Annotated in this window: 19 protein-coding genes and 2 pseudogenes; 12 read left to right on the plus strand and 9 right to left on the minus strand. The window is 59.8% G+C overall.

The window, feature by feature from the left end:
• The first annotated feature begins 118 nt into the window (after positions 1–118).
• The 4 genes and pseudogenes from B0G80_RS42595 to B0G80_RS42610 all read left to right on the plus strand — a co-directional run bounded on the left by B0G80_RS42595 (position 119) and on the right by B0G80_RS42610 (position 4,782).
• Positions 119–1,249: pseudogene (locus tag B0G80_RS42595) on the plus strand (NAD(P)/FAD-dependent oxidoreductase).
• Between the two features lie 515 nt (positions 1,250–1,764).
• Positions 1,765–3,159 carry a cytochrome ubiquinol oxidase subunit I gene (locus B0G80_RS42600; RefSeq protein WP_116123955.1) on the plus strand — a complete coding sequence of 465 codons (1,395 nt, stop codon included), beginning with the start codon at positions 1,765–1,767 and terminating at the stop codon, positions 3,157–3,159.
• 44 nt (positions 3,160–3,203) lie between these two features.
• Positions 3,204–4,190: a cytochrome d ubiquinol oxidase subunit II gene (cydB, locus tag B0G80_RS42605; protein WP_116123483.1), complete on the plus strand. Its 987-nt coding sequence runs from the start codon at positions 3,204–3,206 to the stop codon at positions 4,188–4,190.
• Between the two features lie 130 nt (positions 4,191–4,320).
• A complete protein-coding gene (locus B0G80_RS42610) occupies positions 4,321–4,782 on the plus strand; it encodes a peptidylprolyl isomerase (RefSeq protein WP_116123484.1) in 462 nt (153 codons plus the stop codon).
• 446 nt (positions 4,783–5,228) lie between these two features.
• Here the strand turns inward: B0G80_RS42610 and B0G80_RS42615 are convergent, their stop codons facing one another.
• Positions 5,229–6,278 (minus strand): LysR family transcriptional regulator, encoded by a 1,050-nt coding sequence (locus B0G80_RS42615; RefSeq protein ID WP_258879198.1) that lies wholly within the window; start codon positions 6,276–6,278, stop codon positions 5,229–5,231.
• Here B0G80_RS42615 and budA point away from each other — a divergent pair.
• Positions 6,246–7,025, plus strand: a complete 780-nt coding sequence (gene budA, locus B0G80_RS42620) for an acetolactate decarboxylase (RefSeq protein ID WP_116123486.1) — start codon at positions 6,246–6,248, stop codon at positions 7,023–7,025. The two genes, B0G80_RS42615 and budA, sit on opposite strands and share 33 nt — an antisense overlap.
• A gap of 69 nt (positions 7,026–7,094) precedes the next feature.
• Positions 7,095–8,780: an acetolactate synthase AlsS gene (gene alsS / locus B0G80_RS42625; RefSeq protein WP_116123487.1), complete on the plus strand. Its 1,686-nt coding sequence runs from the start codon at positions 7,095–7,097 to the stop codon at positions 8,778–8,780.
• A gap of 627 nt (positions 8,781–9,407) precedes the next feature.
• Here the strand turns inward: alsS and B0G80_RS42635 are convergent.
• The 5 genes from B0G80_RS42635 to B0G80_RS42655 form a co-directional block, all read right to left on the minus strand.
• Positions 9,408–11,000, minus strand: a complete 1,593-nt coding sequence (locus tag B0G80_RS42635; RefSeq protein ID WP_116123489.1) for an ATP-binding protein — start codon at positions 10,998–11,000, stop codon at positions 9,408–9,410.
• A gap of 59 nt (positions 11,001–11,059) precedes the next feature.
• Positions 11,060–14,179: an efflux RND transporter permease subunit gene (locus tag B0G80_RS42640; protein WP_116123490.1), complete on the minus strand. Its 3,120-nt coding sequence runs from the start codon at positions 14,177–14,179 to the stop codon at positions 11,060–11,062.
• Positions 14,176–15,306 (minus strand): efflux RND transporter periplasmic adaptor subunit, encoded by a 1,131-nt coding sequence (locus B0G80_RS42645; protein WP_181920187.1) that lies wholly within the window; start codon positions 15,304–15,306, stop codon positions 14,176–14,178. Before B0G80_RS42645 ends, B0G80_RS42640 begins: the two co-directional genes overlap by 4 nt.
• Positions 15,307–15,383: 77 nt before the next feature.
• The gene (locus B0G80_RS42650) at positions 15,384–16,997 is read right to left on the minus strand and encodes an efflux transporter outer membrane subunit (protein WP_181920188.1); all 1,614 of its coding nucleotides are present in this window, start codon (positions 16,995–16,997) and stop codon (positions 15,384–15,386) included.
• 113 nt (positions 16,998–17,110) lie between these two features.
• The gene (locus B0G80_RS42655; RefSeq protein ID WP_116123493.1) at positions 17,111–17,788 is read right to left on the minus strand and encodes a response regulator transcription factor; all 678 of its coding nucleotides are present in this window, start codon (positions 17,786–17,788) and stop codon (positions 17,111–17,113) included.
• Positions 17,789–17,954: 166 nt separating this feature from the next.
• On the opposite strand from B0G80_RS42655, the gene B0G80_RS42660 reads away from it, so the two are divergent.
• From B0G80_RS42660 to B0G80_RS42680, 5 genes are all read left to right on the plus strand, one after another.
• Positions 17,955–18,638: a response regulator transcription factor gene (locus B0G80_RS42660; RefSeq protein WP_116123956.1), complete on the plus strand. Its 684-nt coding sequence runs from the start codon at positions 17,955–17,957 to the stop codon at positions 18,636–18,638.
• Positions 18,625–20,004, plus strand: coding sequence for a HAMP domain-containing sensor histidine kinase (locus tag B0G80_RS42665; RefSeq protein WP_116123494.1), 1,380 nt, complete (start codon positions 18,625–18,627; stop codon positions 20,002–20,004). The genes B0G80_RS42660 and B0G80_RS42665 overlap by 14 nt, the downstream gene beginning before the upstream one ends.
• 535 nt (positions 20,005–20,539) lie before the next feature.
• Positions 20,540–20,755 (plus strand): hypothetical protein, encoded by a 216-nt coding sequence (locus B0G80_RS42670; protein ID WP_116123495.1) that lies wholly within the window; start codon positions 20,540–20,542, stop codon positions 20,753–20,755.
• Complete coding sequence (locus tag B0G80_RS42675; RefSeq protein ID WP_147309998.1) at positions 20,748–21,968, plus strand: RimK family alpha-L-glutamate ligase; 1,221 nt, start codon at positions 20,748–20,750, stop codon at positions 21,966–21,968. The genes B0G80_RS42670 and B0G80_RS42675 overlap by 8 nt, the downstream gene beginning before the upstream one ends.
• On the plus strand, positions 21,965–23,059 hold the full coding sequence (locus B0G80_RS42680) for a phosphoserine transaminase (RefSeq protein WP_116123497.1): 1,095 nt from the start codon (positions 21,965–21,967) through the stop codon (positions 23,057–23,059). The genes B0G80_RS42675 and B0G80_RS42680 overlap by 4 nt, the downstream gene beginning before the upstream one ends.
• Positions 23,060–23,518: 459 nt before the next feature.
• Here the strand turns inward: B0G80_RS42680 and B0G80_RS42685 are convergent, their stop codons facing one another.
• The gene (locus B0G80_RS42685; RefSeq protein WP_408969332.1) at positions 23,519–23,896 is read right to left on the minus strand and encodes a hypothetical protein; all 378 of its coding nucleotides are present in this window, start codon (positions 23,894–23,896) and stop codon (positions 23,519–23,521) included.
• A gap of 30 nt (positions 23,897–23,926) precedes the next feature.
• Between B0G80_RS42685 and B0G80_RS48370 the strand changes: the two are divergent.
• Positions 23,927–24,121 (plus strand): annotated as a pseudogene (locus B0G80_RS48370) (IS6 family transposase); the annotation flags it as partial.
• 279 nt (positions 24,122–24,400) lie between these two features.
• On the opposite strand, the gene B0G80_RS42695 reads toward B0G80_RS48370, so the two are convergent.
• Together B0G80_RS42695 and B0G80_RS42700 are read right to left on the minus strand one after the other, a co-directional pair.
• A complete protein-coding gene (locus tag B0G80_RS42695; RefSeq protein ID WP_116123498.1) occupies positions 24,401–24,769 on the minus strand; it encodes a dihydrodipicolinate synthase family protein in 369 nt (122 codons plus the stop codon).
• A 567-nt stretch (positions 24,770–25,336) separates the two neighbouring features.
• Positions 25,337–26,464: a porin gene (locus B0G80_RS42700; RefSeq protein WP_116123499.1), complete on the minus strand. Its 1,128-nt coding sequence runs from the start codon at positions 26,462–26,464 to the stop codon at positions 25,337–25,339.
• Positions 26,465–26,502 lie beyond the last annotated feature (38 nt).

Here is a 26,502-nt window from a genome sequence, read left to right on the forward strand (position 1 = left end):
CAACGAGTTGAATGCGATTGTGCCAGCCGGCAGCGTGTCGGACTCGTGCCGCATGGCGGGGTTCACGCTGCGGCCGCGGCACGCCGGCATCATTCACTCCTCATCGTAGAAAGAAACCATGTCCCAGCCGGTTCGGATTGTCATCGCGGGCGGCGGCATCGCCGGGATTCTGCTTGCAATTAACTCGGCGACCATTTGGGTCGCAGCGGGCGCGGTGCCGTCACGCTGATCGATTGCAGCGCCACGCACATCTGGAAGCCGATGCTCCACACGATTGCCGCGGGCACGCGTGACGTTCAACAGCAGCAGGTTATCTATCTCGCGCACGCACGCGAACATGGATTTACTTATTTGCCCGGCGAAATGCGAGGGCTGGACCGCGAGCTTCGTCGCGTCGAACTCGGCGAGATCCGGACGTCAGCGGGCGACATCCTTCAGCGTCGCGAAGGACGAAGCGCTCCGTGTGGCGGTGGTCGGCGCGGGTGCTACGGGCGTGGAGTTATCCGCTGAGCTAAGCCGCCTGCTAGAAATCGGATCGCGTTATGGCGATCCATCCATGCGCAGCCGGCTGTCCCTGACGCTGCTCGAAGCCGGTCCGCGCGTGCTGCCGGCTTTCCCGCCACAGATTTCCGATTCAAGCCAGCAGCAGCTCGAACGTATCGGCTTTCGAGTGATGACTTCGACGCAAGTGTCGTCGGCCGATGCCCGTGGTTTTCATCACAAGGGCTCGCTTGTCGAGGCGGACCTGATGGTCTGGGCTGCGGGGGTCAAGGCGCCAGACTTTATGAGCAACCTCGCGGGCTTGGCGACGAATCGTTCAAATCAATTGATCGTCGACACGACGTTGCAGACGACGCGCGACGACCATGTATTCGCCACAGGTGATTGCGCGAGCCTCACGCCCGAAGGCCATGAACGTCCGCTGCCCCCGACCGCGCAGGTCGCGACGCAACAGGCGGAGCACCTCGCGCGTCATTTGCCGCGCTGGCTGGAAGGAAAGCCGCTCCCGGAGTTCGTGTTTCGCGACTTCGGTTCGCTGGTAACGTTGAGCGACTACAACGCGTTTGGAACGGTGGGGCGCTTCGGGCTCTTCAAGGGCGGCGTCTTCCGCGGACGCGCGGAACATCTGGGGCACGCGTGGCTGTATCGCAGGCACCAGAAGGCATTACACGGCGTCGGCAAAGCAACGTTGCTATGGACCGCGGAGCAGATCAACGATCTGGTACGGCCGAAAGTTCGCCTTGCTTGAGCCGATAAGCGTCATCGTGCTTGACGAGTCGTAGCGGACCACACCACGCCGCGACGCATCTCGCCGTTCCCCGCGGTTCTTTCCGGTTGTGTCCAACATTGACGTCCCCCGAGTAGTAGTCCTATACCACGGCAGACGACCCGGTCGCGCAGGCCGGTCGATCGTCTCATCCAACATTTCTTCGCACCGACAGCCATGCGCCTGCATGGCACGCGGTCCCGATCCTGTCAGGAAAAGAGAGCGGCGATCGACCCGTGCGCTCGGCGCCGCGAGCATGAGGGACGCGCGTCGCACAGGCGGCGAAATGACGCAGAGGCGCGGGCGCCGCGGGACAGCGTTATTCACTGAAAGATATTGATATCCCCACAGTCGATATATTGGAATGTGGCATGCAAAGAAAGATACTCGTTTCGTTATCCGGAGCGGTGATGGCACCCGCCCAATATATCCCACTAGTACCTGTTGAGCGGAGCGCTTCTACGGTGCGCTCAACATCGATCTGTCCGGTGATTGACATGAATGTCGAAGCTCTGAATCTCGCGCGTGGCCAGTTTGCGATGACCGCAATCTTCCACATCCTGTGGCCTATCCTGACAATCAGCCTGTCGGCCTTTCTCCTGGTTATTGAGGTATTGTGGGTTAAAACGAGTGACCTGGTCTGGTACCGGCATGCGCGTTTCTGGAGCAAGCTGCTGGTGCTCAACTTCGCTGTCGGCGTCGTCAGCGGCATTCCGATGGAATTCCAGTTCGGTACCAACTGGGGCCAGTTTTCGCGGTACACCGGCCAGTTCTTTGGCAACATCCTCGGCTTTGAAGGCGCAATGGCCTTCATGCTCGAAGCCGGCTTCGTCGGCATCATGATGCTCGGCTGGCAACGGGTCCCGAAGGGCGTTCACCTGTTCGCCACTGCAATGGTTGCGCTCGGTTCGACGTTATCCGCGTTCTGGATCATGGTCGCCAACTCCTGGCTGCAAACGCCGGCGGGTGTTTCGGTAGTCGGTGGAAAGCTCGTTGTCACCGACTATCTGAAGGCGATCTTCAACCCCGATATGGTGTGGGGCGTGTCGCACATGTGGTTCGCCGCGCTGGAGACGGGGTTCGTTGTCGTGGCCGGCATTTCCGCTTACTACCTGTTGAAGCGCCGAAATCCGGAGTTCTTCGTCCGCTCGTTCAAGGTGGCTTTGGTGGTGCTCGCCATCGTCGCACCCGTACAGATCTGGCTGGGTGACTCGAGCGGCGTCGACGTGTTCAGGACGCAACCCGCGAAGGGTGCGGCGATCGAAGGCCACTGGCAGACGAATGCGCCGGGCACGGGCGCAAGCTGGTCGCTCCTCGCATGGCCCGATGCGGCGAAGCAGGGCAATGACTGGTCGCTCGAAGTGCCGGGCCTGTTGAGCGTTCTCGGCACGCACAGTCTCCACGGCCAGGTGAAGGGGCTTAAGGACATACCCGTTGCCGACCAGCCGCCGATGCTTCCGCTTCTCTATTACGCATTCCGCTTGATGGCAGGCATCGGTTTCCTGTTCATGGTGCTGGCGTTCTGGACTGTCTATGCGTTACGGAAGGCGCGCGGTCGAGTCGATGCACTACTTGCGCAACGCAAACTGCTTCTCGCGTGGGTTGTGGCCATTCCGTTGCCATACGTCGCGGTGGAATGCGGCTGGATCGTGCGCGAGGTGGGGCGCCAGCCGTGGCTTGTGTATGGGCTACTGCGCACGGAGAACGCTGCGTCGGCAATCTCTTCAGCGGCAATCACCGGCAGCATGGTGATGTTCGCAGTCTTCTACGTCATCCTGCTTGTATCGTTCTTTCACTTCGCGCGCCGCTGGCTCCGGAACGGTCCGGATCTCACGCTGACGCCGGCGCCGGAATCCACGGAGCGTGCGAGTTTGCACGCGATCGACTACTAAACGCACATACACATTTTTGTTTCGTCAGATCAAGAGGCAAGACAATGATTCCCTCATCTACCCAAGACATTCTGAACCACGCGTGGTTTGGCCTGATCGGCCTGATGCTCGTGCTGTACGTGGTCACCGACGGCTTCGATCTCGGCGTCGGCATGCTCACGCTGCTGCGTGGCCGCGATAGCGACCGCGGTCTGATGATTCAATCGATCGGCCATGTATGGGATGCCAACGAAACCTGGCTCGTCGCGCTGGGAGGCGCGCTCTTCGGCGCGTTCCCCGACGCCTACGCCATGATCCTCTCGGACCTGTATGTGCCTGTGATGGTGCTCATCGCGAGCTTCATCATGCGCGGTGCGGCCATCGAGTTTCGCCATTCTGCGCACACTAGCAAGACATTGTGGGACAGGGTTTTCGGCCTCGGCAGTCTGCTCGCGGCGATCAGCCAGGGCATCGTGCTCGGCAAAGTGCTCACGGGCTTCATGCCGGGTGGCCATAGTCTCGCGTTCGTCGTGATCACAGTCATCGGCGTGGTATCCGGCTATTGCCTGCTCGGTGCAACGTGGCTCGTGAAAAAGACGACAGGTGAGATCGAAAGCGCCGCGCGTCGCTACTCGACCTTTGCAGTGTTCACGACCGTCATCGCCGCCGTGCTGGTTTCGTTCGCCACTGTGAAGTTCAGCCCCGTGGGCATCACACGCTGGCAGGATCATGGCGTATTTGACGTGCTGATCGCGCTTGCCGTCGTCGCTGCACTGGCATTTACCTATGTACTGTATTCGGTTCGTATGCGCGGAGAGCATGGCCCTTTCGTGGGTTCGACAATACTCTTCGTCGTGTCCTTTGCGGGTCTGTCTATCAGCCTGTTTCCGTACATCGTGCCGGGTCAGCTGACGGTGGCGGCGGCCGCCTCCGATAGCCCGACGCTGATTTTTATGCTCTGGGGTATCGGCACCGTATTTCCGATCATGATCATTTACAACCTGTACCAGTATTACCTGTTTCGCGGCAAGGTCGTTGCTGTCAAGCACTGACGACCACCGCCATCACGACGCTTCTTATACCAGTCCAGATCATGGTCGCCCTTTCTTCGACCGGCGATGCTGATCCGAACAGAACGTTGTACGCACCTTCCTCTTTCAAATGACGACTGCAACCTCGCTCATGAGCATGCTTAACATATCCGAAGTGACACCTGGTTCACATGTCACGCTTCATTACCGCCTTTCGCTTGGCGATGGCGCGGAAGTCATGAGCACCTTTTCTGAAAAGCCGGCCACGCTGCTGCTAGGCGCCGGTCAGCTGGCGCCTCCGCTAGAGGATGTTTTGCTGGGATTGAAGGTCGGTCACCATTCTACATTCCAGCTACTTCGGGGACAGGCGTTCGGCCCCCGTAATCCCGATCTGATACAGCGCGTGTCGCTGGCTACGCTGCGCGAAAACAGCATGATCGGAGAGCACTTTTCGCCGGGAGATCTCATCGAATTCAACGCGCCGCGTGGCGGACGCTACGCGGGCGTGCTGAAGGAGGTCGGCGAAACCTTTGCGCTGTTCGATTTCAATCATCCGCTCGCTGGCGAGGCGCTGGCGTTCGAAGTGAAAATCATCGGAATTCTGCAGGCATGAGCGCACTGTAACTCGCGCCTTCGGATACTGTTCCCGGTATCGTTCTATAAACGAAAGTATTCTGCGCGGACCTATGGCGGGCTGGCCGCGACGTCGTTCACGAACAACGGATTGGTTTCGCGGATATCGCGCCAGACGGGACAGTGGATCGCAGATCGGTGCACGAGTACGCCATTCAACGTCAGTGCTGCTCGACTATGACGCGGTCTTGCTATGGTGGCAGACGAGCGTGGGGACTGCGACAGGGCGTACCGTCGTCGTGAATGTCGGGTGGACTGTATTGCTCTCGTTCGCGCTGAGTCACTCGGTGCGCGCCTGTTGCGCCGCCAGCGTGCGGAGGCCATCGCGCTGCAGCAGGTTTCCTGTACGTTGATCGACGGCGAGCCTGGAAAGAGCCATGCCGCTCGGCACTGGGCACGGTTGCAGCGCTTGCCGGGTGCGCTACGTCAACTGATCATCTCGATAGTCCCAACCTTGCGATCCCGAACCAGACGTTTTGCCACGTCCACGAAGTCGCGCACGACGCGTGAGAATTCACCTAACCGATAGGCAAGAACAAGCTGCGCCGTAGGCTGAATGCCCTCTATTGCGTGATAACTCACGCCCGCGTGAACCTGACGGATAGAATTGGGAACGATGGAGACACCGAAGCCTGCCGCAACCATACTGACCGCGGACGCAACCTGGGTGGATTCCTGCCCGAGTTGTGGACTGAAGCCGACGCGCTGACACGCGGAGATCACCTCGTCATAAAGAACCGGCGCAATCGCACGGGGAAACATGATGAGCGTTTCGTGCGCGATCGAACGCAGATCGATGCGCAACGACGCTGCCAATGCATGTTGAGGCGGCAGCACAATCAGCATGTCCTCATTGAGGAGTACCTCGGTCTTTACGCGCTCGGACTCCTGCGAAGTCTGCCGAATGACGGCGAGGTCAATCCGTCCCGCCATCAGATCTTCGATCAATGCCGCCACGTTACTCTCCGACGGCGATAGCGTCACTGCCGGGTGTGACTCGCGATACGCGCGAACGATTTCTGCAATGATGGGATGAAAAACTACGGAGCTTGCAAAGCCGACGCGAATGCTGCCGGTTTGCCCGCGGGCTGCACTCTGCGCCCGGCTTTTTGCAAGCTCAACTTCACTCACGATACGCCGCGCGTCTTCATAAAGCACGCGGCCCGCATCCGTCAATTCAACTCCACGCGTCAACCGGCGAAAAAGCTGTGCACCGATCTCGTGTTCGAGCTTGCGTATCTGCTGACTGAGTGGCGGTTGCGCCATCCCCAGACGCTGTGCTGCGCGAGTGAAGTGCTGTTCCTCCGCGACGACCACGAAGTACTTGAGGTGGCGAAACTCCATATCAATCTCGTCTTGAAGAGGACTGTTTTCTATATTAGACGCGTACGTCGCCGGGAAACATACTGTCGCTGTAGACACTTCATTGCAGGAAGCGAGATTATGAAAAATACAGGCGCGTGCACTTGCGTGCAAGACATTGCAAAATCATTTTCATACCTGAATACCGACCAACCTGAGAGCGAAATATTTCAAACCTCTCTGATGAGTGCACTCATCGACGGCGTGTACGACGGTAGCGTGACAATCGCGGAGTTGCTCGAGCACGGCGACTTCGGTCTCGGAACCTTCAACGACCTCGACGGTGAGTTGATCGCATTCGACAGTGAAGTCCATCAATTGCGAGAGGACGGTAGCGCGCGAGTCGCCGGAATGGACCAGAAAACGCCCTTTGCCGTCATGACGCACTTCCGCCCGAGCATCACGGGGCAGTTGACGACCATGCTCGAAAAAGTCGAGGTGCAGGAACTCATCGACAAAATGGTGGGCTCGCTCAATCTCTTTTGTGCGTTTCGTATCGACGGCTACTTTGAGCGCGTCGAGACGCGCACCGTCCCGCGTCAGACAAAGCCATATCGGCCGATGCTGCAGGCAATTGAAAACCAGCCGGTCTTCACATTCGAGAACACGTCAGGGACGCTAGTGGGCTTCAGGTGTCCTCCGTACGTGCAGGGCATCAACGTGGCCGGCTTTCACGTTCACTACATCACCGATGACCGAAAGGGCGGTGGTCACGTGCTCGACTATCGGTTGCTCGAAGGCAAGCTTGAACTGGCAAAGATCTCGAAGCTGCGGATCGATCTTCCGCGTACAGAGAGCTTCCAGCAAGCGACGTTGCATTCGGATGACATGAATGAGGCGATCGAGGCGGCGGAAGGCTGAGCGTCGGCGGCCCGTCCAGGGCTCTGGTATTTGATTTTTCGATTTTAGAAATTTTTGGTGGAGCGAAATATGTTGCAAAGTACAAGTGACGTCGACATGCTTTGGGAGTGTGGTGCCGACCTGGTGGTCCGCAACCTAGAAGCTCAAGGCGTCAAACACGTGTTTGGTATTCCAGGGGCGAAGATCGACCGCGTTTTCAACTCGCTGGTCGATTCATCGGTCGAGACGGTCGTCGTGCGGCACGAGGCAAATGCAGCATTCATGGCTGCGGCCGTCGGCCGTTTGACGGGTAAGGCTGGCGTTGCGCTCGTGACGTCTGGACCAGGGTGCTCGAATCTCGCCACGGGTCTTGCGACGGCCAATTCCGAAGGCGACGCGATGGTGGCGATTGGCGGTGCGGTAAAGCTCGACGACCGCCTGAAGCAGGTCCACCAGACAATGGACACGGTTAGCCTGTTCAAGCCGATCACGAAGTACAGCGCGGAAGTTGTCGCATCATCGACGATTTCCGAGGTGCTGAGCAATGCATTTCGTGCCGCTGAACGTCCTCGGCCGGGTGCTGCGTTTGTCAGTCTGCCAATGGATATCGTCAACGCGCCCGCAAAAGGTGCCGTATTCTCCAATCTCGCGGCAGCGGCGATGGGACCGGCACCCGCGGAGGAAATCCGTGCGGTAGCGGAGTTGCTCAAGCAGGCAAAGAGTCCGGTGCTGTTGCTCGGATTGCTGGCAAGCCGGCCCGAGACAGCGGACGCAATCCGCAAATTCGTTGCGCAGACGGGTGTCGCGGTGACGGGCACGTATCAGGCCGCAGGCGCTATCGACGCCGCGCAGTTCGCGCGCTTTGCAGGACGCGTCGGACTTTGGAATAATCAGCCTGGCGATCAACTGCTCGATCAGGCGGACGCGATCGTGACGGTGGGCTATAGCCCGGTCGAGTACGACCCGCCGTTGTGGAACAAGAATGAGCGGCGTCCGCTCGTTCATATCGATGTCATGCCCGCCGATGCCGACCGGCACTATCGGCCAGCAGTTGAACTGGTCGGCGACATTGCCAGGACGTTGGAGCTGCTTGCCGCCGAGCTTGACACGCTGAATTCGTCGCCGGAAGCGAACGCCATTCTCTCGACGCTCGCCGAGGCGAGGGCGGCACTGATGAGAAAATCCATTACGCTCAGCGGCGGCCCGGTCCATCCGTTACGTATTGTCAAGGAGCTACAGGACATCGTAGACGCTGACACAACGATGTGCGTCGATATGGGCAGCTTCCATATCTGGATCGCGCGCTATCTCCACAGCTTCCGTGCACGGCAGTTGCTGATCACGAACGGGCAACAGACAATGGGCGTAGCGCTTCCCTGGGCAATTTCGGCTTCGCTCGTGCGTCCGGGAGAGAAGGTCATCTCTGTCTCCGGCGATGGCAGCTTCATGCAATCCAGTATGGAGCTGGAAACGGCCGTGCGTCTCAAGTCGAACATCGTTCACGTCATTTGGGTCGACAACATGTACAACATGGTGGAGATTCAGGAAGTGAAGAAGTACAACCGCCGTTCGGCTGTCGAATTCGGAGCGATTGATTTCAAAGCCTACGCGGAATCATTTGGTGCAGCTGGGTTTGCGGTTAATTCTGCAGGCGAACTGCGCTCGACGTTGCGTCGGGCGATGGAGGTGGAAGGTCCGGCCGTTGTCGCCATTTCGGTCGACTATTCCGATAACCCCAAGCTGATGGAGCCGCTGCGCGCCGACTACCGGATTTGAAACTGAATCGCGGTATTGACGGAGCGGCACCCTGCGAACGCAGTCGATGTTTGGCTGGATGCGGCTTTCTGCGCGGCTGCATCCGCCTTCCGATTTGTAAGATTGTGACGCCGTTCCATTGGGACGGCGTCGAACTTTGCTTGGTTATGTTTCAAGAGATTCAAACGATTTCTGACGGAAGCGAAGGCTGTGGCGTCCCCCGCAAAGGGCATGTGCGACAGTGTGACCGGCATACGATAGAACTAGCGCCGCAACCGGTCGCGGTTCGAGTTCTTTGTTCTGTTCCTGCGCTGAGTGCGCATGAGGTCGCAGCGCTAATGGTGTTGGCCTGCGCCTCGGTCGAAACGGATATAGCAAAGGCAGACATCGTCGCTCTGAAGGATAGGGGTTTGGCGAGTATCGTCCCATCTCCCGAGGGTACGAGAGTCGCAGTTACTGCGCTTGGTCAGTCAGTCCTTGGTCGCTTCAACTTTTCCCTTGCCCGGGTCCACACTTCCTACATACACGATAAGGACTCTGACGATTGAGGACGATCCAGGTGTCATCCGCGGCATTGTCGATACTTCCTGTGACTGGGAGTGACCCGTTTCGGTGGACGGTTACGTAGTCGAATTTTGAGCGAATAGGTTACCTCCGTTTAAAGAGGTGCTGTGAGTTGTCCTCGGCCGGCGGCGGGTTGCCTGTCACGATCGCGACGCCTGCCGGCGCTGGACAACTCGCATGTGGATGAGATCGGTTTTTGCGCGGCATGCAGCTGTTCGTAAATGATCGGCGAGAGATAGCCGGGCCCGCTATGACTTGACAACTCCGGGGACATGGCTCCGCAATGCGCTCGGATCGAAAGGCGAGATAGACGCCGAACCCCCGATTGCCAATGCCGCGACCGAATGACAGGTTGGCGTCGAAATGATCGGCAATACGCGAGACGATCGACAGGCCCAGTCCACTGCCGCTCGCCTGGTTGCCGATAACACGGAAAAACCGGCTCGTAAGATGAACAAAATCAGCCGCATCAACGCCAGGACCATCGTCGCGAACAACTAGCCGAACCCCCGCCTCATCAAGCTCGACGAGGACCTCAATCCTGCCACCGGTGACACCATATTTGACGGCATTATCCAGCAGATTGTCGACCAGAATCTTCGTCAATTCCGGCTCCGCGAGGATTTCGGCCTTTGCTTCACCATCAAACGCAACGCTCATTCGTTTTTGCCGCGCGTGTTGCTCCTTTGCGGCGATAGCGTCGCTCGCTATCTTTGCCAGGGAAATGCGCATTACTTTGATCTTCTCGTGCTCGTCGAGCCTGGCGAGCAGCAGTAATTGCTCTGTGAGCCGCGTGCTGCGGTCAACCCCCTGTAGGACGTGCTGCATTGCCAGGCGCTGCAATGCCCTATCCGGCGTAGCAAGGGCAACCTGTGCTTGTACCTTGATGGCGGTAAGGGGCGTTTTCAGCTCATGCGCTGCATCAGCCGTGAAAGCTCGTGCACGCGCGAACGAGTCTTGCAAGCGTGCCTGCATGTCGTTTATTGCGTCGACAAGCGGGCGGACTTCGGTCGGCGTCCGGCCAATATTGATCGGGTCCATCCGGTGAATATGCCGGTAACGAATCGCATCTGACAGTGTCCTGAGTGGGCGTAGACTGAAGCTGACTACGATCCAGACGAAGAGGGTCAAGAATGGCATCGCAATTACAATCGGCCAGGTAATTTGTCGTGCAATGCCACTGACAAGACCGCTTTTGGTGTTCGCAGGTTCGAACACTCGAACCGTTTTGCCACGCGCAGTGTCACGCAACGTATAGGTACGCCATGGCCGACCGCGGAGCAGGATATCCTGTGAACCGCTCGTAACCGGGACAGGGAGATCCCATGCGTGAAGCACGTTGAGTTGTGGACTGCCGGCAAGCACACGATTAGTGCTGTCCCGGACCTGAAATAGTGCATCCCGTGGCAGGGCATCGTCGCCGTCGTCATTGCCTGCATTAGCAATCCCTGCTCGTTCCTCATCACGCCAGTCAATGGAGGCGTTAGCGAGGCTGACCAAACTGGGCTCGTCCAGCAACACAACAATTTGCGCGAGTTCAGCGATGCGAGCATTCTCCCATTTGCTAACTTCACGCGTTGCCTGCCGGTAGCTGGACCATCCCGCGGCTCCCCACACGAAAGGAATGACGATAAACACGAGCAACGTCAGGCGGCGGCGTATGGAGGAGGGTATCATGTCTTTTCCGCACATCGGTCTTACAGGCGCGACTCGGGTTTCGCGCCGTTATCCGCAGATCAGGATTCGGTCTCACTCTCATGTATGAAGGCCGTATCGCCTTCGAGATGGTCTCGTCCCAGCACATCGGCCAGACGGCCAAACCACAAATGCACCACCGGTGTCGTGAATAGCGTCAGCATCTGCGACAGCACCAGACCACCAACAATGGCAATCCCGAGCGGCACACGTAACTCCGCCCCCGCGCCGTGACCGAGCGCCAGCGGCAGCGCGCCGAACAGCGCGGCAAGCGTGGTCATCATGATGGGACGAAAGCGCAGCACGCAGGCCTGGCGGATCGCTGCGGTGGGCGAAAGACCCTGCTCGCGCTCCGCCACCAGCGCAAAGTCGATCATCATGATCGCGTTTTTCTTCACGATACCGATCAACAGAATGATGCCGATCATGCCCATGATAGACAGATCCTGGTGGAACAACATTAGCGCGCATAGTGCACCCACCCCAGCTGACGGCAGCGTCGAGATGATCGTCAACGGATGAATCGGGCTTTCATAAAGGATGCCCAGCACGAGATACACAACCACCAGCGCCGCCAGAATCAGGTAAGGCTCGCTTCTCAGTGAGGCCTGGAACGCCTGCGCGGTGCCCTGGAACGTGCCCGTCAACGAGTCCGGCTTGCCGGCCGCCGCTTCGGCCGCGCGAATTGCCGTCACCGCATTGCCGAGCGATTGTCCGGCGGCGAGATTGAACGAGATCGTCACGGCCGGGAACAGGCCCTGGTGGTTGACCGAAATTGGCGACACGTTGTTCTGGATTGTCACCAGCACGTTCAACGGCACGAGTTCATTCGTCGACGGCGAGCGCACGTAGAGATGCGCGATCGCGTCTTGTGTCATCTGAAACTTCGGATCGACCTCTTCGACTACGTGATACTGGTTCAACTGCGTGAAGAGCGTTGCAATCTGACGCTGGCCGAAGGCGTCGTAGAGCGTGTCGTCGATCGCTTGCGCGGTGATGCCGAAACGCGAGGCCGTACTTCGGTCGATAACCAGTGTCGCGCTCGTCGCCGAAGCTTGCTGGTCCGACGTCACGTCGGTCAATTGCGGCAGCTTCGCAAAGCGGTCCGTGAGCAGTTGCGCCCAGTGATCCAACTCCTGCACATTCGGGTCCTGCAGCGTGTACTGGTACTGCGCAGCGCTGATCCGTCCACCCACCTGAATGTCCTGGCGCACCTGCATCGACAGCGTGATGCCCATTACCGCCGCCAGCTTCGGCCGCAGGCGGTTGACCACCTGCCCCGCGCTCGCCGTGCGCTGATTGAACGGCTTCAGATTGATCATCATGCGGCCCTGGCTGACGGTCGGATTAGGCCCGATCCAGTAGTAGACGTTGTCGACCGCCGGGTCTGCTTCGACGATGTGAGCCAGTTGCTGCATTTTTGCGGCCATCAGTTCCGGCGAGATATCCGGCGCGGCCTGTGCGATACCCTGAATCAGCCCCGAGTCCTCTTGCGGGAAGAAGCCTTTAGGGATCAGCATGAACAGCGCGCCAGTCGCAATCACGGTCGCAATCGTGACGACAAGCATGGTCTTCTGGTGGCGAAGGACCCAATCCAGCCCGTGTTCATAGCGCCGCTCGACCGCCACGAAGACCGCCTCGAGCCATCGCTCCAGCTTGCCGAGGCCGCCGCGGTTGGCCGCCGGCGTGCGGATCAGCCAGCCGCATAGCATCGGCGTAACGGTCAGCGACACCAGCGCCGACATCACAATGGCCGCACTCACGGTCACCGCGAACTCACGGAACAGACGGCCGACAATGCCGCCCATCATCAGGATCGGAATGAATACGGCGATCAGCGATATCGTCATTGAGACGATCGTGAAACGCACTTCGCGCGCACCGAGTAGCGCGGCTCGCATGCGCGGCACGCCCTCCTCAATGTGACGCATCACGTTCTCGATCACAACGATCGCGTCATCGACGACGAAGCCGACCGCAATCGTCAACCCCATCAGAGACAGGTTGTCGAGGCTATAGCCGAGCAGATACATCACGCCGAAGGTCGCGACGAGGGACAGCGGAATCGTCAGGCTCGGAATTACAGTTGCCCAGACGTTGCGCAGGAACGAGAAGATCACCATCACGACGAGCGCGATGGTCAGCATGAGCGTGAACTGCACGTCGTGCACCGACGCGTTAATGGTCTGCGTGCGGTCGCCCACCACATGCACGTGCGCCGCGGCGGGTAACGACGCCTCCATCTCCGGCAAATGAGTCGTGATGTTATGGATCGTGTCGACGACGTTGTAGCCCGGCTGCTTATGGACGTCGAGAATTATTGCGCGTTCATGCTGCAGCCAGGCGGCCTGTTGGGTGTCTTCGGCAGCGTCGATCACGGTGCCGAGGTCTTGCAAGCGAATTGGCGCGCCGTTCTTGTACGCGACGACAAGGTCGCGATAACCGGCTGCAGTGGTGATCTGGTCAGTTGCGTTGAACACGACCGAACGGTCCGGGCCGTTCAGGCTGCCCTTCGGTGCGTTGACGGTTTCAACACCGACGATCGAGCGCACGTCTTCCAGCGTCAGGCCGCGCGCGGCGAGCTTGTCGGGATCGATGCGGATGCGCACCGCTGGACGCTGCTGGCCGTGAAAATCGACGAGGCCCACGCCCGGCATCTGCGAAATCTGCTGCGCGAGAAAATCTTCCGCGTAGCTGTCGAGCTGCGTCAGCGTGAGCGACGGCGACGTCAAGGCGAGCGACAGCAGCGTGAAATCAGCCGGATTGACCTTCTCGTAAGTCGGCGGATTCGGCAGGTTCTTTGGCAACATGCCGCCTGCAGCGTTGATTGCCGTCTGCACGTCCTGGGCCGCCCCATTGATGTCGCGCGACAGGTCGAACTGGATCGCAATGCTTGTCGTGCCAAGAGAGCTCGACGAGGTCATCTGCGTAATGCCGGAGATGTTCGACAGTTGCCGCTCAAGCGGCGTCGCCACCGAGGTCGCCATCGTCTCGGCACTGGCACCAGGCAGATTCGCGATGACCTGGATGGTCGGGAAATCCACTTGCGGCAGAGGTGCGACCGGTAGCAGAAAATACGCCACCATGCCGACCAGCAGGACGGCAATCGCGAGGAAGCTGGTCGCTATCCGTCGCTGGATGAACAGTTCCAACAGGCTCATGACGGCGAGTCCATATTCGCATTGGATGTAGACGCGGAGGCGGCCTCCGCGCTCGCGCTGACGATCTTCGCCGCCACCTTCACGCCCGGATTCAGACGGCTCTGTCCATCGAATACAATCAGCTCGCCCGCCTGAACGCCACGCCTGATTTCTGTCATGCCGTCAACGCTCACGCCGGTTTCCACGGCTTTCATCTGCACCTTGCCGTCCGGCCCTATGGCATACACTTGCGTGCCAGCCTGCGTATTGACGATGGCGCGACTCGGGACGGCGATGCGCTGACGATCGGTCTGCACGAGCACGCGCGCAGTGACGAGTTCGCCCGGCCAAAGCTTGCGATCCTCATTCGTGAACGACGCCTTCAGCTTGATCTGGCCGGTGGCCGGATCGACCTGGCTGTCGATAAAGACGAGCGAGCCTTGAGCGAGCTCGTCGCTGCCGGTACGCGTTGTCACGCTCACCGGCAGCGGCGCCTTCGCCTGATTCGCCAGCAGGTTCGGCAACACGTCTTGTGGCACCGAGAACAGCACGTCGATTGGCTCCATCTGCGTGAGGGTCACAATGCCGATGGCGTCGGCCGGATGGACGATCGCGCCGACGTCGGCCTCGCGCGCGCCCACTCGGCCTGCGAACGGGGCACTCAGCGTCGTAAAGCTCAGTTGCAGGCGGTCGCTTTCAGTCAGTGCCGCGTTCGCGGCGACGGTCGCTGCCAGCGCCTTGACTTGTGCCCGCGTCGTGTCGACGCTCTGCGAGGTCGCGGCGCCAATGCCCACGAGTTTCGAATAGCGGTCCAGGTCGAGTTGCGCGTTCGCCAGACTTGCCTGGTCCTTGCGTTGTGCCGCTTCAGCCTGATGCAATTGGGCGGTGAGCGGCCCTTGATCGAGTTGCGCGAGCAACTGTCCAGCCTTCACGTCCTGACCTTCCGTGAAAGCGACGCGCTTCAACTGCCCGTCGACGCGCACTTTGACATCGACGGTATTGAGCGCCTGGACGGTGCCCACCGAGGTGACGCGGATCGGGAAATCTACAGTGGCGGCGCGGCCGGCATTCACCGGAACGGCAGGCAGCGGCGCGCTAGCGGGGTGTTTGGGCCACTGCCACCACGCTAGCAGGACGAGCGCAACCACGAGGGGCGCCATGACGAGGAGTGGGAAACGGCGCTGCGGCCGGGGCGGTTGCTGAGGAGGCAGATCTGCGGCGTGATTCATGGCGCGAGGGGATGTGTTGAAGAGGGGCGCTGCGCGGAGTTGTCTTCGGCGACGGCGGTGGCGGCATCGGCGTGGTAGACCGGGCGGGTTGGTCCGAGCGAGCTGGTGGAACCCATGGCCACGGGCTCGCCGCTCGCGTTGCCGCCATCGTTCTGTGCGATCACGCCGTAACCGCCGCCGAACGCGCGGAACAGACTGACTGAAGCCTGCAAGCGCGCGAGCCGTGTCTGCACGAGCGTGTCCTCGGCTTGATAGAGCGCGCGTTGCGTGTCGAGCACTGTCAGAAAATCGATCGTGCCAAGTTTGTATTGCGCGTCAGCGAGACTGGCGGCCTTGCCGGCGGCGTCGGCCGCCGCCTGGTCGGCCACTTCCACCTCGCGCTGCTGCGCGGCGGCGGAGAGCGAATCCTCGACGTCCTGCAGCGCGGTCACCACGGTCTGTTGGTAGCCGGCGATGCTTTTGTCCTCGGCTGCCTTGTTCACACGCAGCTGCCCGCGCAGCGCGCCGCCGTCGAAAATCGGTGCCGCCAGCGACGCCGCCAGACTCGAAAACGGACTTGAAAGAAACTGCGCCAGTGAACGGCTACCCAGACCGCCGTCCGCCGTTAACACAATGCTCGGGAAAAAAGCCGCGCGCGCCGCGCCCACGTTATAGTTCGCCGCCTGCAACTGCGCTTCCATCGAACGGATATCGGGCCGGGTATCGAGCAGGCTCGACGGCAGGTTCGGTCGCGGTTGCGGCACAGGAATGCCGGCGAGCTTCGCCTCGGGGACGACAAATCCCTCGGGCGCCGCGCCGGCGAGGGTAGCGAGCAGGTGCACGTTCTGATCGAGTTGCAGTTGCAGCGTCGGAATCGCAGCCTGGAACGTCGCCAGTGCGTTGCGCTGCTGTTGGACCTGCAATTCGGTCACGACGCCGGCCGCCTTTTGAGCCTGCAATAGCGTCAGGATCCTGGCGGCATCGTCCGAGATGGTCTGGGCGAGCGCCACGCGTTGACGCAGGCTATGAATCTGGAACCACGTATCGACCACCGAGGCAGTCAGCGTTAATGCCACCGTGTCGCGGTCGAAATTGCTGGCGCGCGCCAGCATCCGCGCCGAGCTGGCATTGGCGGCGTTCAGCCCCCAGAAGTCCACCTCGTAAGCCGCCTCCGCGAACAGCGTCTGTCCGTGGGTGGTGGTGCTCGAACTGCCCCCTGCACCGCCATGATGGCTGCGCTCGAAGGTGCCGTTTAGCGTCAGCGACGGATACAGCGGCGCGCCGGCCTTTTCTGCATTGGCGCGCGCCTCGGCGACACTGGCGACCGCCGAGGCCAGCGAGAAATTGTTATGCAGGCTACGTTCGACGAGCGCATCGAGCGCCGGGTCCTGGTACACGCGCCACCAACCACTTTTGACCGCCACCGTGTCGGTCAGCGGCGTTTGCGCAGCACTGCTCCAGGCGATCGGCATGGGCACCGTCGGACGCTGATAGACGGGCACGAGTGAGCAGCCAGGCAACAGCCCAAGCGTCAACACGCACGCGATCAGCGACAACCGCGACCTGAAGGGCATGCGCAGCGTGGGCGGCGCCAGGCGACCGAATGGTGGCGAGCCGTACAACCGGGGCATAAAGGGCATTCCTCGCAACATGGACGACGCGAGGATAGCGAGCCCGTCCTGTCGGGCCGTTCGCTCGATTGTTAAAAAAAATTAATGGGGAATGACGCGAGGCCGCCGCGCGCTCAGCCGTTCGCGCGGAGCACGTAGCCAGCACCGACCACGGTGTGAATCAGCGGCTTGTCGAAGCCGCGATCGACCTTGCCGCGCAGCCGGTGCATGTGCATGTCGATGACGTTGCCGCGCGGGTCGAACTGGTAGTTCCACGCGGATTCGAGCAGCATGCTGCGCGTGACGATCTGTTCGGCGTGACGCATCAGGCACTCCAGCAGCAGGAATTCGCGATGCTGCAAATGCAGGTCGCGTCCCGCGCGGCTCGCGCGGCGCCCCCGCCGGTCGAGCACGAGGTCGGCCACCTGCAAGACGTCCTGCAGACGCGCCCGATCGGTCCGGCGCGCCAAGGCTTCGACGCGGGCAAGCAGTTCGGCAAATGCGTACGGTTTTGCCAGATAATCGTCACAGCCCGCGCGAATGCCGTCCACCCGGTCGGTCAGTCCGGCGACGGCGGACAGCATCAGGACCGGTGTCGCGAGATCGTGCGCCCGCAGTTGCGTAACCAGTTCGATACCGTCCAGCGCCGGCAGGCGGCGGTCTGTGACGATGACGTCATAGATGCCCTCGCGGGCAAGTGCGAGTCCGGTGGCTCCATCAGCGGCCGTGTCGACGATATGGCCGCTTTCCGTCAGGCCACGTGCGATGAAGTGACTGCCGCGCGCATCGTCTTCCACGATCAGGATTCGCATGCAGGCCAACCGTAAGCTGTCATTTGAACTGGATTAAATTTTTTTAATGTTGGGGCGAAAGAGGTGTTTCCCGCGCCGAGGCATACTGTGAGTCCATAGCGTAGCGCAAATCCGTCTGCCCGAGCGGCACCATGGCGACTCAATGTGCTCTTACTCTGGATCCTGTATGCCGAACGTTTTGGTCGTCGAGGACGACCGCCGGACACGCGAAGAAATCGTTGATGCACTCACCGATCACGGCTGCCGCGTCGACTCGGCCGAGACCGGCCGTGATGGTCTGATGCTGGCCGTCGCCACCCAGTACGACGCCATCGTGCTCGACCGGATGCTGGCCGGCGGTCTTGAGGGCCTTGGCATGCTGGCCGCGTTGCGCAGTGCAGGCGTCGTCACGCCTGTTCTGATCCTGAGTGCGCTTTCGGGCGTCGACGAGCGCGTGCGCGGCCTGCGCGCCGGCGGTGACGATTACCTGACCAAACCATTTGAATTCATCGAACTGACCGCGCGCCTGGACGCGCTGATGCGCCGCCGCCACGTACCGGTCAGCGTCCAGGAATACCAGGTGGGACCGGTGCGGATGAATCTGCTCACGCGCGAAGTCGTTTGCGCCGGACGTCCGATTGCACTGCTGCCGCGCGAATACAGGCTGCTCGAATACCTGATGCAGCATGCGGGTCAGACGATCAGCCGAACGATGCTTTTCGAAGCCGTATGGGATTACCGGCTCCACGAGCGCACCAACGTGATCGACGTTCACATCAGCCGTCTGAGAAAAAAGCTCGACCCCACCGGTTCGATGCCGATGATCCATACCGTACGTGGATCGGGATATACGCTCCGTGCGCCTGACTGACCTGCATCGCACCACCAGTTTCCGTCTCGCGACGCTGTTTCTCGCGATGTTCGGTGTCGTCTCGCTGTTGCTGTTTGCTTACCTTTATTTCGAAATCACGGGCTTCGAGATCGAGCGCGTCGACGACTGGCTGCAGCGAGAGTATGCGGCGCAGGTACGGGTAGGAACCGACGAGCTGGTGGCGCGCTTTAATCATCAGAGCCAGTTCGATCCGCGCCATCAGCGTCCGTTTGCGTTGTTTGACGCTCAGGGCAAACACATCGCGGGAGGTCTTCCCGGGGACCGGCCGGAACTGCCGTACTTCGACCGGCCGTTTTCCACGCGGCTTGAACTGCCTGAGCAAAATGTGCCCGCGCGCTGCATCGCTGCGCGGATTCGGGATGGCCGTACCGCATTGCTGTGCCAGAACACGCGCGAACTCGATCACTTCGATGAAGAACTGTTGCATGCGTTGGTGTCTGCGGGTGTGCTGATGCTGTTCACCGGACTGATCGGCGCGGCAATCGTTGGGGGCGGTGCGATGCGGCGACTGGACGCGGTGACACAATCGATCGAGGAAATCGTGGCGGGCAACCTCAGCCGCCGCTTGCCCGTGCATGCGAAGCAGGACGACATCGACAGGCTGGTGCGCGTCGTCAACGGCATGCTCGACGAGATCGAGCGCCTGATGCAGGAGGTCAAGGGCGTGTGCGACGCAATCGCGCACGACTTGCGTACGCCGCTGACGCGGCTCATGGCCGGGCTAGATCGCGCGCAACGGCGTGCCGCTTCGGAAGAGGAGTACCGAGCAGCCACCGAGAGCGCGGTAGTCGAACTGGCCGGGATTTTGGGCACCTTCAACGCGCTGCTGCGCATTTCCGAAATCGAGAGCAATGCGCGGCACGGCAACTTCGTGACGGTCGATCTGGCCGCAGTCGTCGACGATGTGATCGAGTTCTATGAGCCGACAGCGGAAGAAAAGGGCGTGACGCTCGAATATCGACGCGCGGCGTCCGGCTCGATCGAGCTACAAGGCGACCGCAATCTGCTGTTCGAAGCGATCGCCAACGTCGTCGAGAACGCGATCAAGTTCGCGCCGGAGGGCGGTCACGTGTCGGTGGACGTCTTGCGCGATGGTGCCGGCTTTGGGATCACAATCGCTGACGACGGCCCCGGGATCTCACCCGACGAGCGGCAGGCAGTGCTGCGCCGCTTCTATCGGGGCGAGGCGAGTCGACACACCCCCGGCAATGGCCTTGGACTGAGCCTGACGCATGCGGTGGCAGGCATGCATGGCATGTCGATCCGCTTTAACGATGTGCCGACGGGTTGCAGTGTAACGCTACTCAGGAATGCACGTCCGGCGATCATCCGAACGGTGGATTGAGATTCTTGTCCAGCTCGGATAGCGTAGCCACTGAAGAAACGGCCGATTGTTTTTGCTGAACGACGACTCGATCCACAGTCGAAAGACTCCTTGAAGACTGCGGACATTCAGGCAGGCTACTGAAGGACTATCTTGGGTCCGTGAATGTAAGGACCTCGATCGGTTCCTTGACTCACCTATTGACGCCGGGTACCGCAAACCGATTGGCTGCCGCCGCCATTCCCATTCCTGTCGTTCCGGCTGTCGTCGCAATGACCCCAGGATAACCGTTTCGTTAACGACTGGCGTGCAGTACATCTGCATTGAGGCGCGTGCCTCGGCATGGTCTCGCTTAATGCCTCGCGGTCTGCGTGAAGTTGCACGAGCCGTTGCATTAATTTTTTTTCATCTTCGTGCGAAAAGGCTGCAAGATCCTCGCGTCTAACATCTTGTCTAAATGGCTGTTATGGCGACGCATAGCTCAAGTCAACTGGGCCTTTGAGATAGCGGTCGTTGGGCGCAGTACCTGTGCCCTTTTTCACCGAAGGGAACACACATGGGCGTACCGAAGCACCACGCAAACCTGATAGGTTTGTCGCTGGTTGTCGATAACTCGACGGCGGATGACAGGGCAACAGATCGCGAAGCGCCGGCCGGGAAGAGTATTCCTGAAGGCTGGTTCGAAGAAGAAGTCGGATACGTCGGCGCGCTGCCTTCGGCGGTTCACGCGGTGCCGGACGCGGATCAAAGCGGACGGGACGGCCATGACTGAAACAACCTGTCAGGCCTATCAATCAATGGGCCTAAGCGTATTGTTAAGGGCAGCAACCGCGGGCAATGATCTGACGCCACTTGGCGTGAGTCTGCTTGAGTACGCGCGTCGCCATGACGATCCTTGCGCGCTGCTCGACCTCTCGCTGGTCCTGGAGATGAAATACGAAAAGCCGGCTGCGCTTGCCGTCCAACGGCAGGCATTGCAGATGCGCCGACTTTACCGGATAAAAAATGTGCTGGTGCTGAAAGCGCCCGGTGACCTGATGGCGAATACGCCAGTCGAGTGCCTTCTTGAACACGCCGACCTGCAGGTCGACGTGCTCTATGTCGACGGGCACTCCACGCAGGAACGCGGGTTGCGAGAGCATGATATCGTGTTGGTGGCGGCGTGCGCACTGGATGAGAATGCCGCGGCTCTTGACCTGATCGCCTCCTTATTACACACGACAACAAAGCGCGTGCTCAACCTGCCCGAAGGTATCGCGCATACGACGCGCGAAGCGGCCTACGCGCTGCTGGGAGGCTCTCGGGGCATTTGTATGGCGCCAACGACACGCGTTTCGCGTGCTCAAATTCTGGATCTGCTCGCAGGTCGTTCCAACAACCTCTTCATGCCGGACGCGAACTATCCGCTCATCATCCGCCCGGTGGGATCGCATGCCGGCGAAGGGTTGGAGCGCGTTTCGTCCGCCGCGGAACTTGTCGATTACGTGGATCGCTCGGCTGTCGCCGAGTTTTACATCGCGCCCTTCATCGACTACAGCAGTGCAGACGGTCTGTTCCGTAAATACCGGATCGTGATGATCGGAATGACGCCTTTTTTGTGTCATATGGGCATTTCGGCGCACTGGATGGTTCACTACCCATACGCGGAAATGATCGAGCATCCTGAGCGTCGGGCCGAGGAGGAGCGTCTGATGGCCAATTTCGACACCACCTTTGCGCTGCGCCATCGCGAAGCTTTGCGCGCTGTAGTCGAGCTGACAGGTCTGGACTACGTCGGATTCGACTGTTCCGAAACAGAGGACGGGAGACTGCTTATTTTCGAAATCGCGACAGCTATGGTCATCCACGATATGGACGACGCGGCCTTGTTTCCGTACAAACTTCCGCAAATGCGCCGCGTGTTCAGAGCATTTCATCAAATGCTGCTCGCCGCGCGCACGGCTTGGAATCCCGCCACCATCACACAGGAATATCGGCCAGAATGAATTCCAATGTTTTGAATTTTTCAGGTGGTCCTGGCGCGCTGCCTGAAACGGTTCTGGAGCAGACTCGTACCGCTATTGTCGCTTTGCCGGAGACGGGCATTTCTGTGCTTGGTATGAGTCACCGTTCGGACTGGTTCCGTTCGATCTTGACCGAAGCGGAAATGAATCTGCGGCAGCTGCTCGGAATCTCGGACGAATACGCCGTCACTTTCCTGCAGGGAGGCAGCAGCCTGCAATTCGCCATGATTCCGATGAACTTTGCGACGCCTGCGTATGCGCCGCCCGAATATGTGACGTCCGGCTATTGGAGCGGCAGGGCTACCGCCGAGGCCGCAAAGGTGGCGACCAGAAAAGTCGCTTGGGACGGCCGCGAAACGGGCTATCGACAACTCCCCAAACTTCAGGATCTTGATATCGATCCGTCAGCCGCATATTTGCACTACGTGTCAAACGAGACGGTTGAGGGGCTGCAGTTTCCGCTCTGTGAGAATGCAGCGAGCGTACCGCTCATTGCGGATATGTCCTCGGACTTTTTGTCGAGGCCGTTTCGTTCAGATCAGTACGCGATGATGTACGCACATGCCCAGAAGAATTTGGGTCCGGCCGGCGTGACAGTGGCGGTGATTCGGCGCCAACTGCTTGAGCGGATTCCGGACGGGCTGCCGGCTATTCTGGATTTCCGCACTCATATTTCTCATGGCTCGAACTTTAATACGCCGCCTGTGTTTGCAATCTATGTGCTGAACCTGGTGTCGCGCTGGCTGCGCACTGAAGTTGGGGGGCTGGAGGCCATGCAGGCGATCAACGTTCGAAAGGCGCAGTGTCTCTATGGCGCGCTCGACGCAATGCAAGGCACGGTCTCCATTCATTCGGCGCCTCGCTGGCGCTCGCAGATGAACGTCTCATTCACGTTCGGTGATGCCCGGCTCGACCATGCGTTCGTCGCCATAGCGGGTGAAGGAGGCATGGTCGGTCTCGAAGGACATCGTTCGATAGGCGGGTTAAGAGCGTCGCTCTATAACGCGGTGACGGAAAATGCCGTAGAAAGTCTCGCCGACGCGTTGCTGGAGTTCGCCCGGCGAAGGGCTTGAGCGCAAGCGAACTAGTCGTTCGTGGCAATTCGCGGAAGTTGTCGCTTCTAAGGCCAGCTCCCGCTCAGCTTCAGCCGCCTGCTTATCGCGACCATCGTCACACAACACGCGCGGATGGCCACTTCACGCTGGCGCTTATCGCCGAAAAGCCACATCCCTATCAAGGCGAGCGGCACGAGATAGATGAAGAAGTCTGCGATCAGGTGCGCGACACTGACCTGTCGATGCCGTCGTGTTGATCATCGGGAAGAGCGCCCGATTTGACGCTTCGATTATAGTCATGCACGAGTCCGTCGATCGAAAGGGAGGGCGCCGATTCATTCGCCCACCTCTCCGATGAAAGGGCTGTGCCCATTCCATCTGGGCCAGATTCGGACGTTCGGCGCCGTCGTTCAATCCTGCGACAATCCGCGCCTGAAGCAAGGGCGCGACGGATCGTTCGGCGCAATAGTGACCTTGTCACCGCATCTCGAACAGTTCCTGATGAAAGTCCTCGTCTCGCAACCCGTTGGCAACTAAGTCCTCTTTTAGTGCACGACCGAATCCGTCAGGTCCGCAGAACCACAGGTCGGCAGACATCCATTCGGGCACCGTCGCGCGCAGGCGCTGAGGTGTCAGTCGGGGATCTCTGCCGCTCACCATGACGTGTAGCCGCACGTTTGCAATTGTGGCCAGCTGTTTCACTTTTCCGATGAAGTCTTCATCCGGCGCATTAGTGCTGTAGAATAAGTCGACAATGCGCTTGTCCTGCGGGAGCCCCCGTGCTTGCATGCGCGCGAGAAAAGGGGTGATACCAATGCCGCCGGCAATCCAGATCTGTCGCGGCGGCTTTGTCACGTTGCCAAGGTGGTCGCGTAGAATCGGGGGATGAATAATTCCCGACCGCTCTATCACGGTCATCGCTTTCCGGCGGTGGTGATCAGTTGTGCCGTTCGTTGGTACTTTCGATTTCAGCTGAGTTTGCGCGACATTGAAGAGTTGCTGTTCGAGCGTGGCATCGTGGTGAATTACGAATCCGTCCGCCGCTGGTGCGATAAATTTGGCACAGGGTTCGCGCATCGCGAAAACACGTATTCGTCAAGGCTGCAGCCCGCGTGAACAATCGGGCCGAAAATGGCCATCAACCTACGCGTGAACGTGAGAGGCGCTTTCGCGGGTTTCGCGACCCAAAGCGCACCCAGGCGTTTCTCTCCAACTTCGGACCGATACGGCAACACTTCGCGCTCAAGCGGCATCTGCTGCGCGCGTCACTGTATCGCAAACAGCTTGCAGCAAGGTTCGTTGCCTGGCGCGAATTTACCGGACAAGCCCAAAGTCCGTCGACTGGCTTCTGAACGAAAGTCACACCTGCCGGCGTTTCGTCTCACTCTCGGCAAGTTGACAACGCCTGCTGCGCCACTGCTCGGCAACCTTCGGGGAATCATCGGAAAGGCTTCGAACAGTTTTTCGCATGTGGGTCATCATTTCCCGCAGTGAGGACGCATGTTCGTCTTGCCAGCGTTCGCAGAGTTGCGCGATGTTCCCCGGCTTGACGTATGCCGTCGCGCTGATGCATCCCGCTGCGCCAAGCGGCAATACTGCGCTCAGCAGCGCCTCGCTCGGAGGGGAGAGTTCGACGCCTTCTTTTGCGAAGACGCCGATCAACGCTCTCTGGTTGCTCCAATCGCCGGACGAAACCTTTACACCAGCAACGGCATCCGGATAGCGGATGGAAAGTCGTCAATCAGTTCAGGCGTGATGGGCGCGCCGGATAGCGCGGGTATGTTGTACGGATAAAAGCGACAGGTAGGCGTCGCTGACCCGTTCGATCAATTGGCGTAGTGGGCAAACAGTCCGTGGGCACTGATTTTCTTATTGAAGAAGCGCGGCGGCACTGACACGCCGCCGCGCCGGAATCGACTGCGTGCCATTTAAGGAGTACGGTGTCGACGAGCAACGGTGTTCCAGTTCCGGGCATCATTGAGGACGCGGGCAGGCCCGCACCCAGTAACGCGTCAGTCGACCGGATCCGCTCCGCAACTGTAAGGGAGTTCGCTTGGGAGTTGGTGCCGAAGATGGCGAGACCGGCTCCTTTTTTCAGTAATCATTTGCAGTGACGCACAAACGCGCCGACGTTCGCATCCAGGTTCATTGCGAAAGGCTGTCACGACAGGGGCAGCACACCACGCAGGCGCGCCGATCGCGCATCGATCATTCAATTTCCTTTAAAGATGATGTTAGAAAGGCGCGGTTCGCAGGGGAAGGGCGCAGTGGCTCGCTCTCCGTTTGGTCCGAAGCTCACCACTTATGCCTCATGCCGATCACCGCGGAAATTTGCGTCTTGGTGGTGGACGGCGACAGCGTGTAGATCTGCGCGTATTGCGCGTCTCCGGCTGCCTTCTGGTAAATGCCGACAAGGAACAAATCGGTCCTCTTGCTTAGCAGGTAGTCGACACCGGCGTTCACCTGATGCCACTTCGGACTATTGTCCTGCGGATGATATTGTCCAGTCGTGAAGATGTACGCGGCGCCGAGCATCAGATCGGGACGCACGTAATCGGTCAACGAAATCTGAGCGTTCTGAAGCGTGAGGCGGGAGGCATCGAGATATTCGAATCGCACATTGGTATAGAGCAGCGAAAGGTTCGCTGATCCAAACGCCCATGCGCCGCCCGCGCCGAACATTCGTTGCTTGCTTACGCCGGCAGCGGTAGCCGGATTCGTGACGAACGGTGATGAGAACCCGTAATCGCCAACCACCGCGCCGTTGGGATTGTTGGGGTCATTCGGCATGTCGACCTGAAGGTACGCCACCCCAAGCGACAGCGGTCCGTTCTTATACTGCGCGGCCGCGCTGTACGCGCTGTTGTCCGAGAAGCCGCCCGCCTTGTTCGAGAAACCGTACAGCCCTTCGAACTGGAGGCCACGGTATTCGATGCTCTTGTACTGCATTGCGTTGTTGATGCGGAAGGTGTCGAACACGTTGTCGCTGTCGCCGATAGGCGCGCCGTAAGCGGCAAACTGGCAGGCCGATGAGAACACACATAGCGTGACGGCTTCGTCGTATTGGCGGCCGAATGTCACCGTGCCAAACGCGTTCGACGATAAACCGGCGAAAGCCTGCCGCCCGAATAGCCGGCCGCCCTGCGACAGGGTGCCGTTGCCCACGTTGTAGCCGCCTTCCAGCGTGAAGATCGCCTTCAGGCCGCCGCCGAGATCTTCCACGCCTTTCATGCCCCAGCGAGGCGTCTGCATCGGCCCGCTTGCAAACTGCCACGTGGCGTGCCCCTGCTTGTCGGTTCCCTTCTGATTGTTCGCATAAACGATGCCGGTAGAGATCAGGCCATACAGCGTCACGCTGCTTTGGGCGGATGCGACCTGGCAGGCAAGTGCGGCTACGGCGGCAACAAAGACACGTCGATTCATGATTCCCCTAGGTGCTTGTATGCAAACGTGAAAATTAG

Origin of the sequence: Paraburkholderia sp. BL6669N2 (genome assembly GCF_003387275.1) — a bacterium.
In the GTDB taxonomy this organism is placed as follows: Bacteria; Pseudomonadota; Gammaproteobacteria; order Burkholderiales; family Burkholderiaceae; genus Paraburkholderia.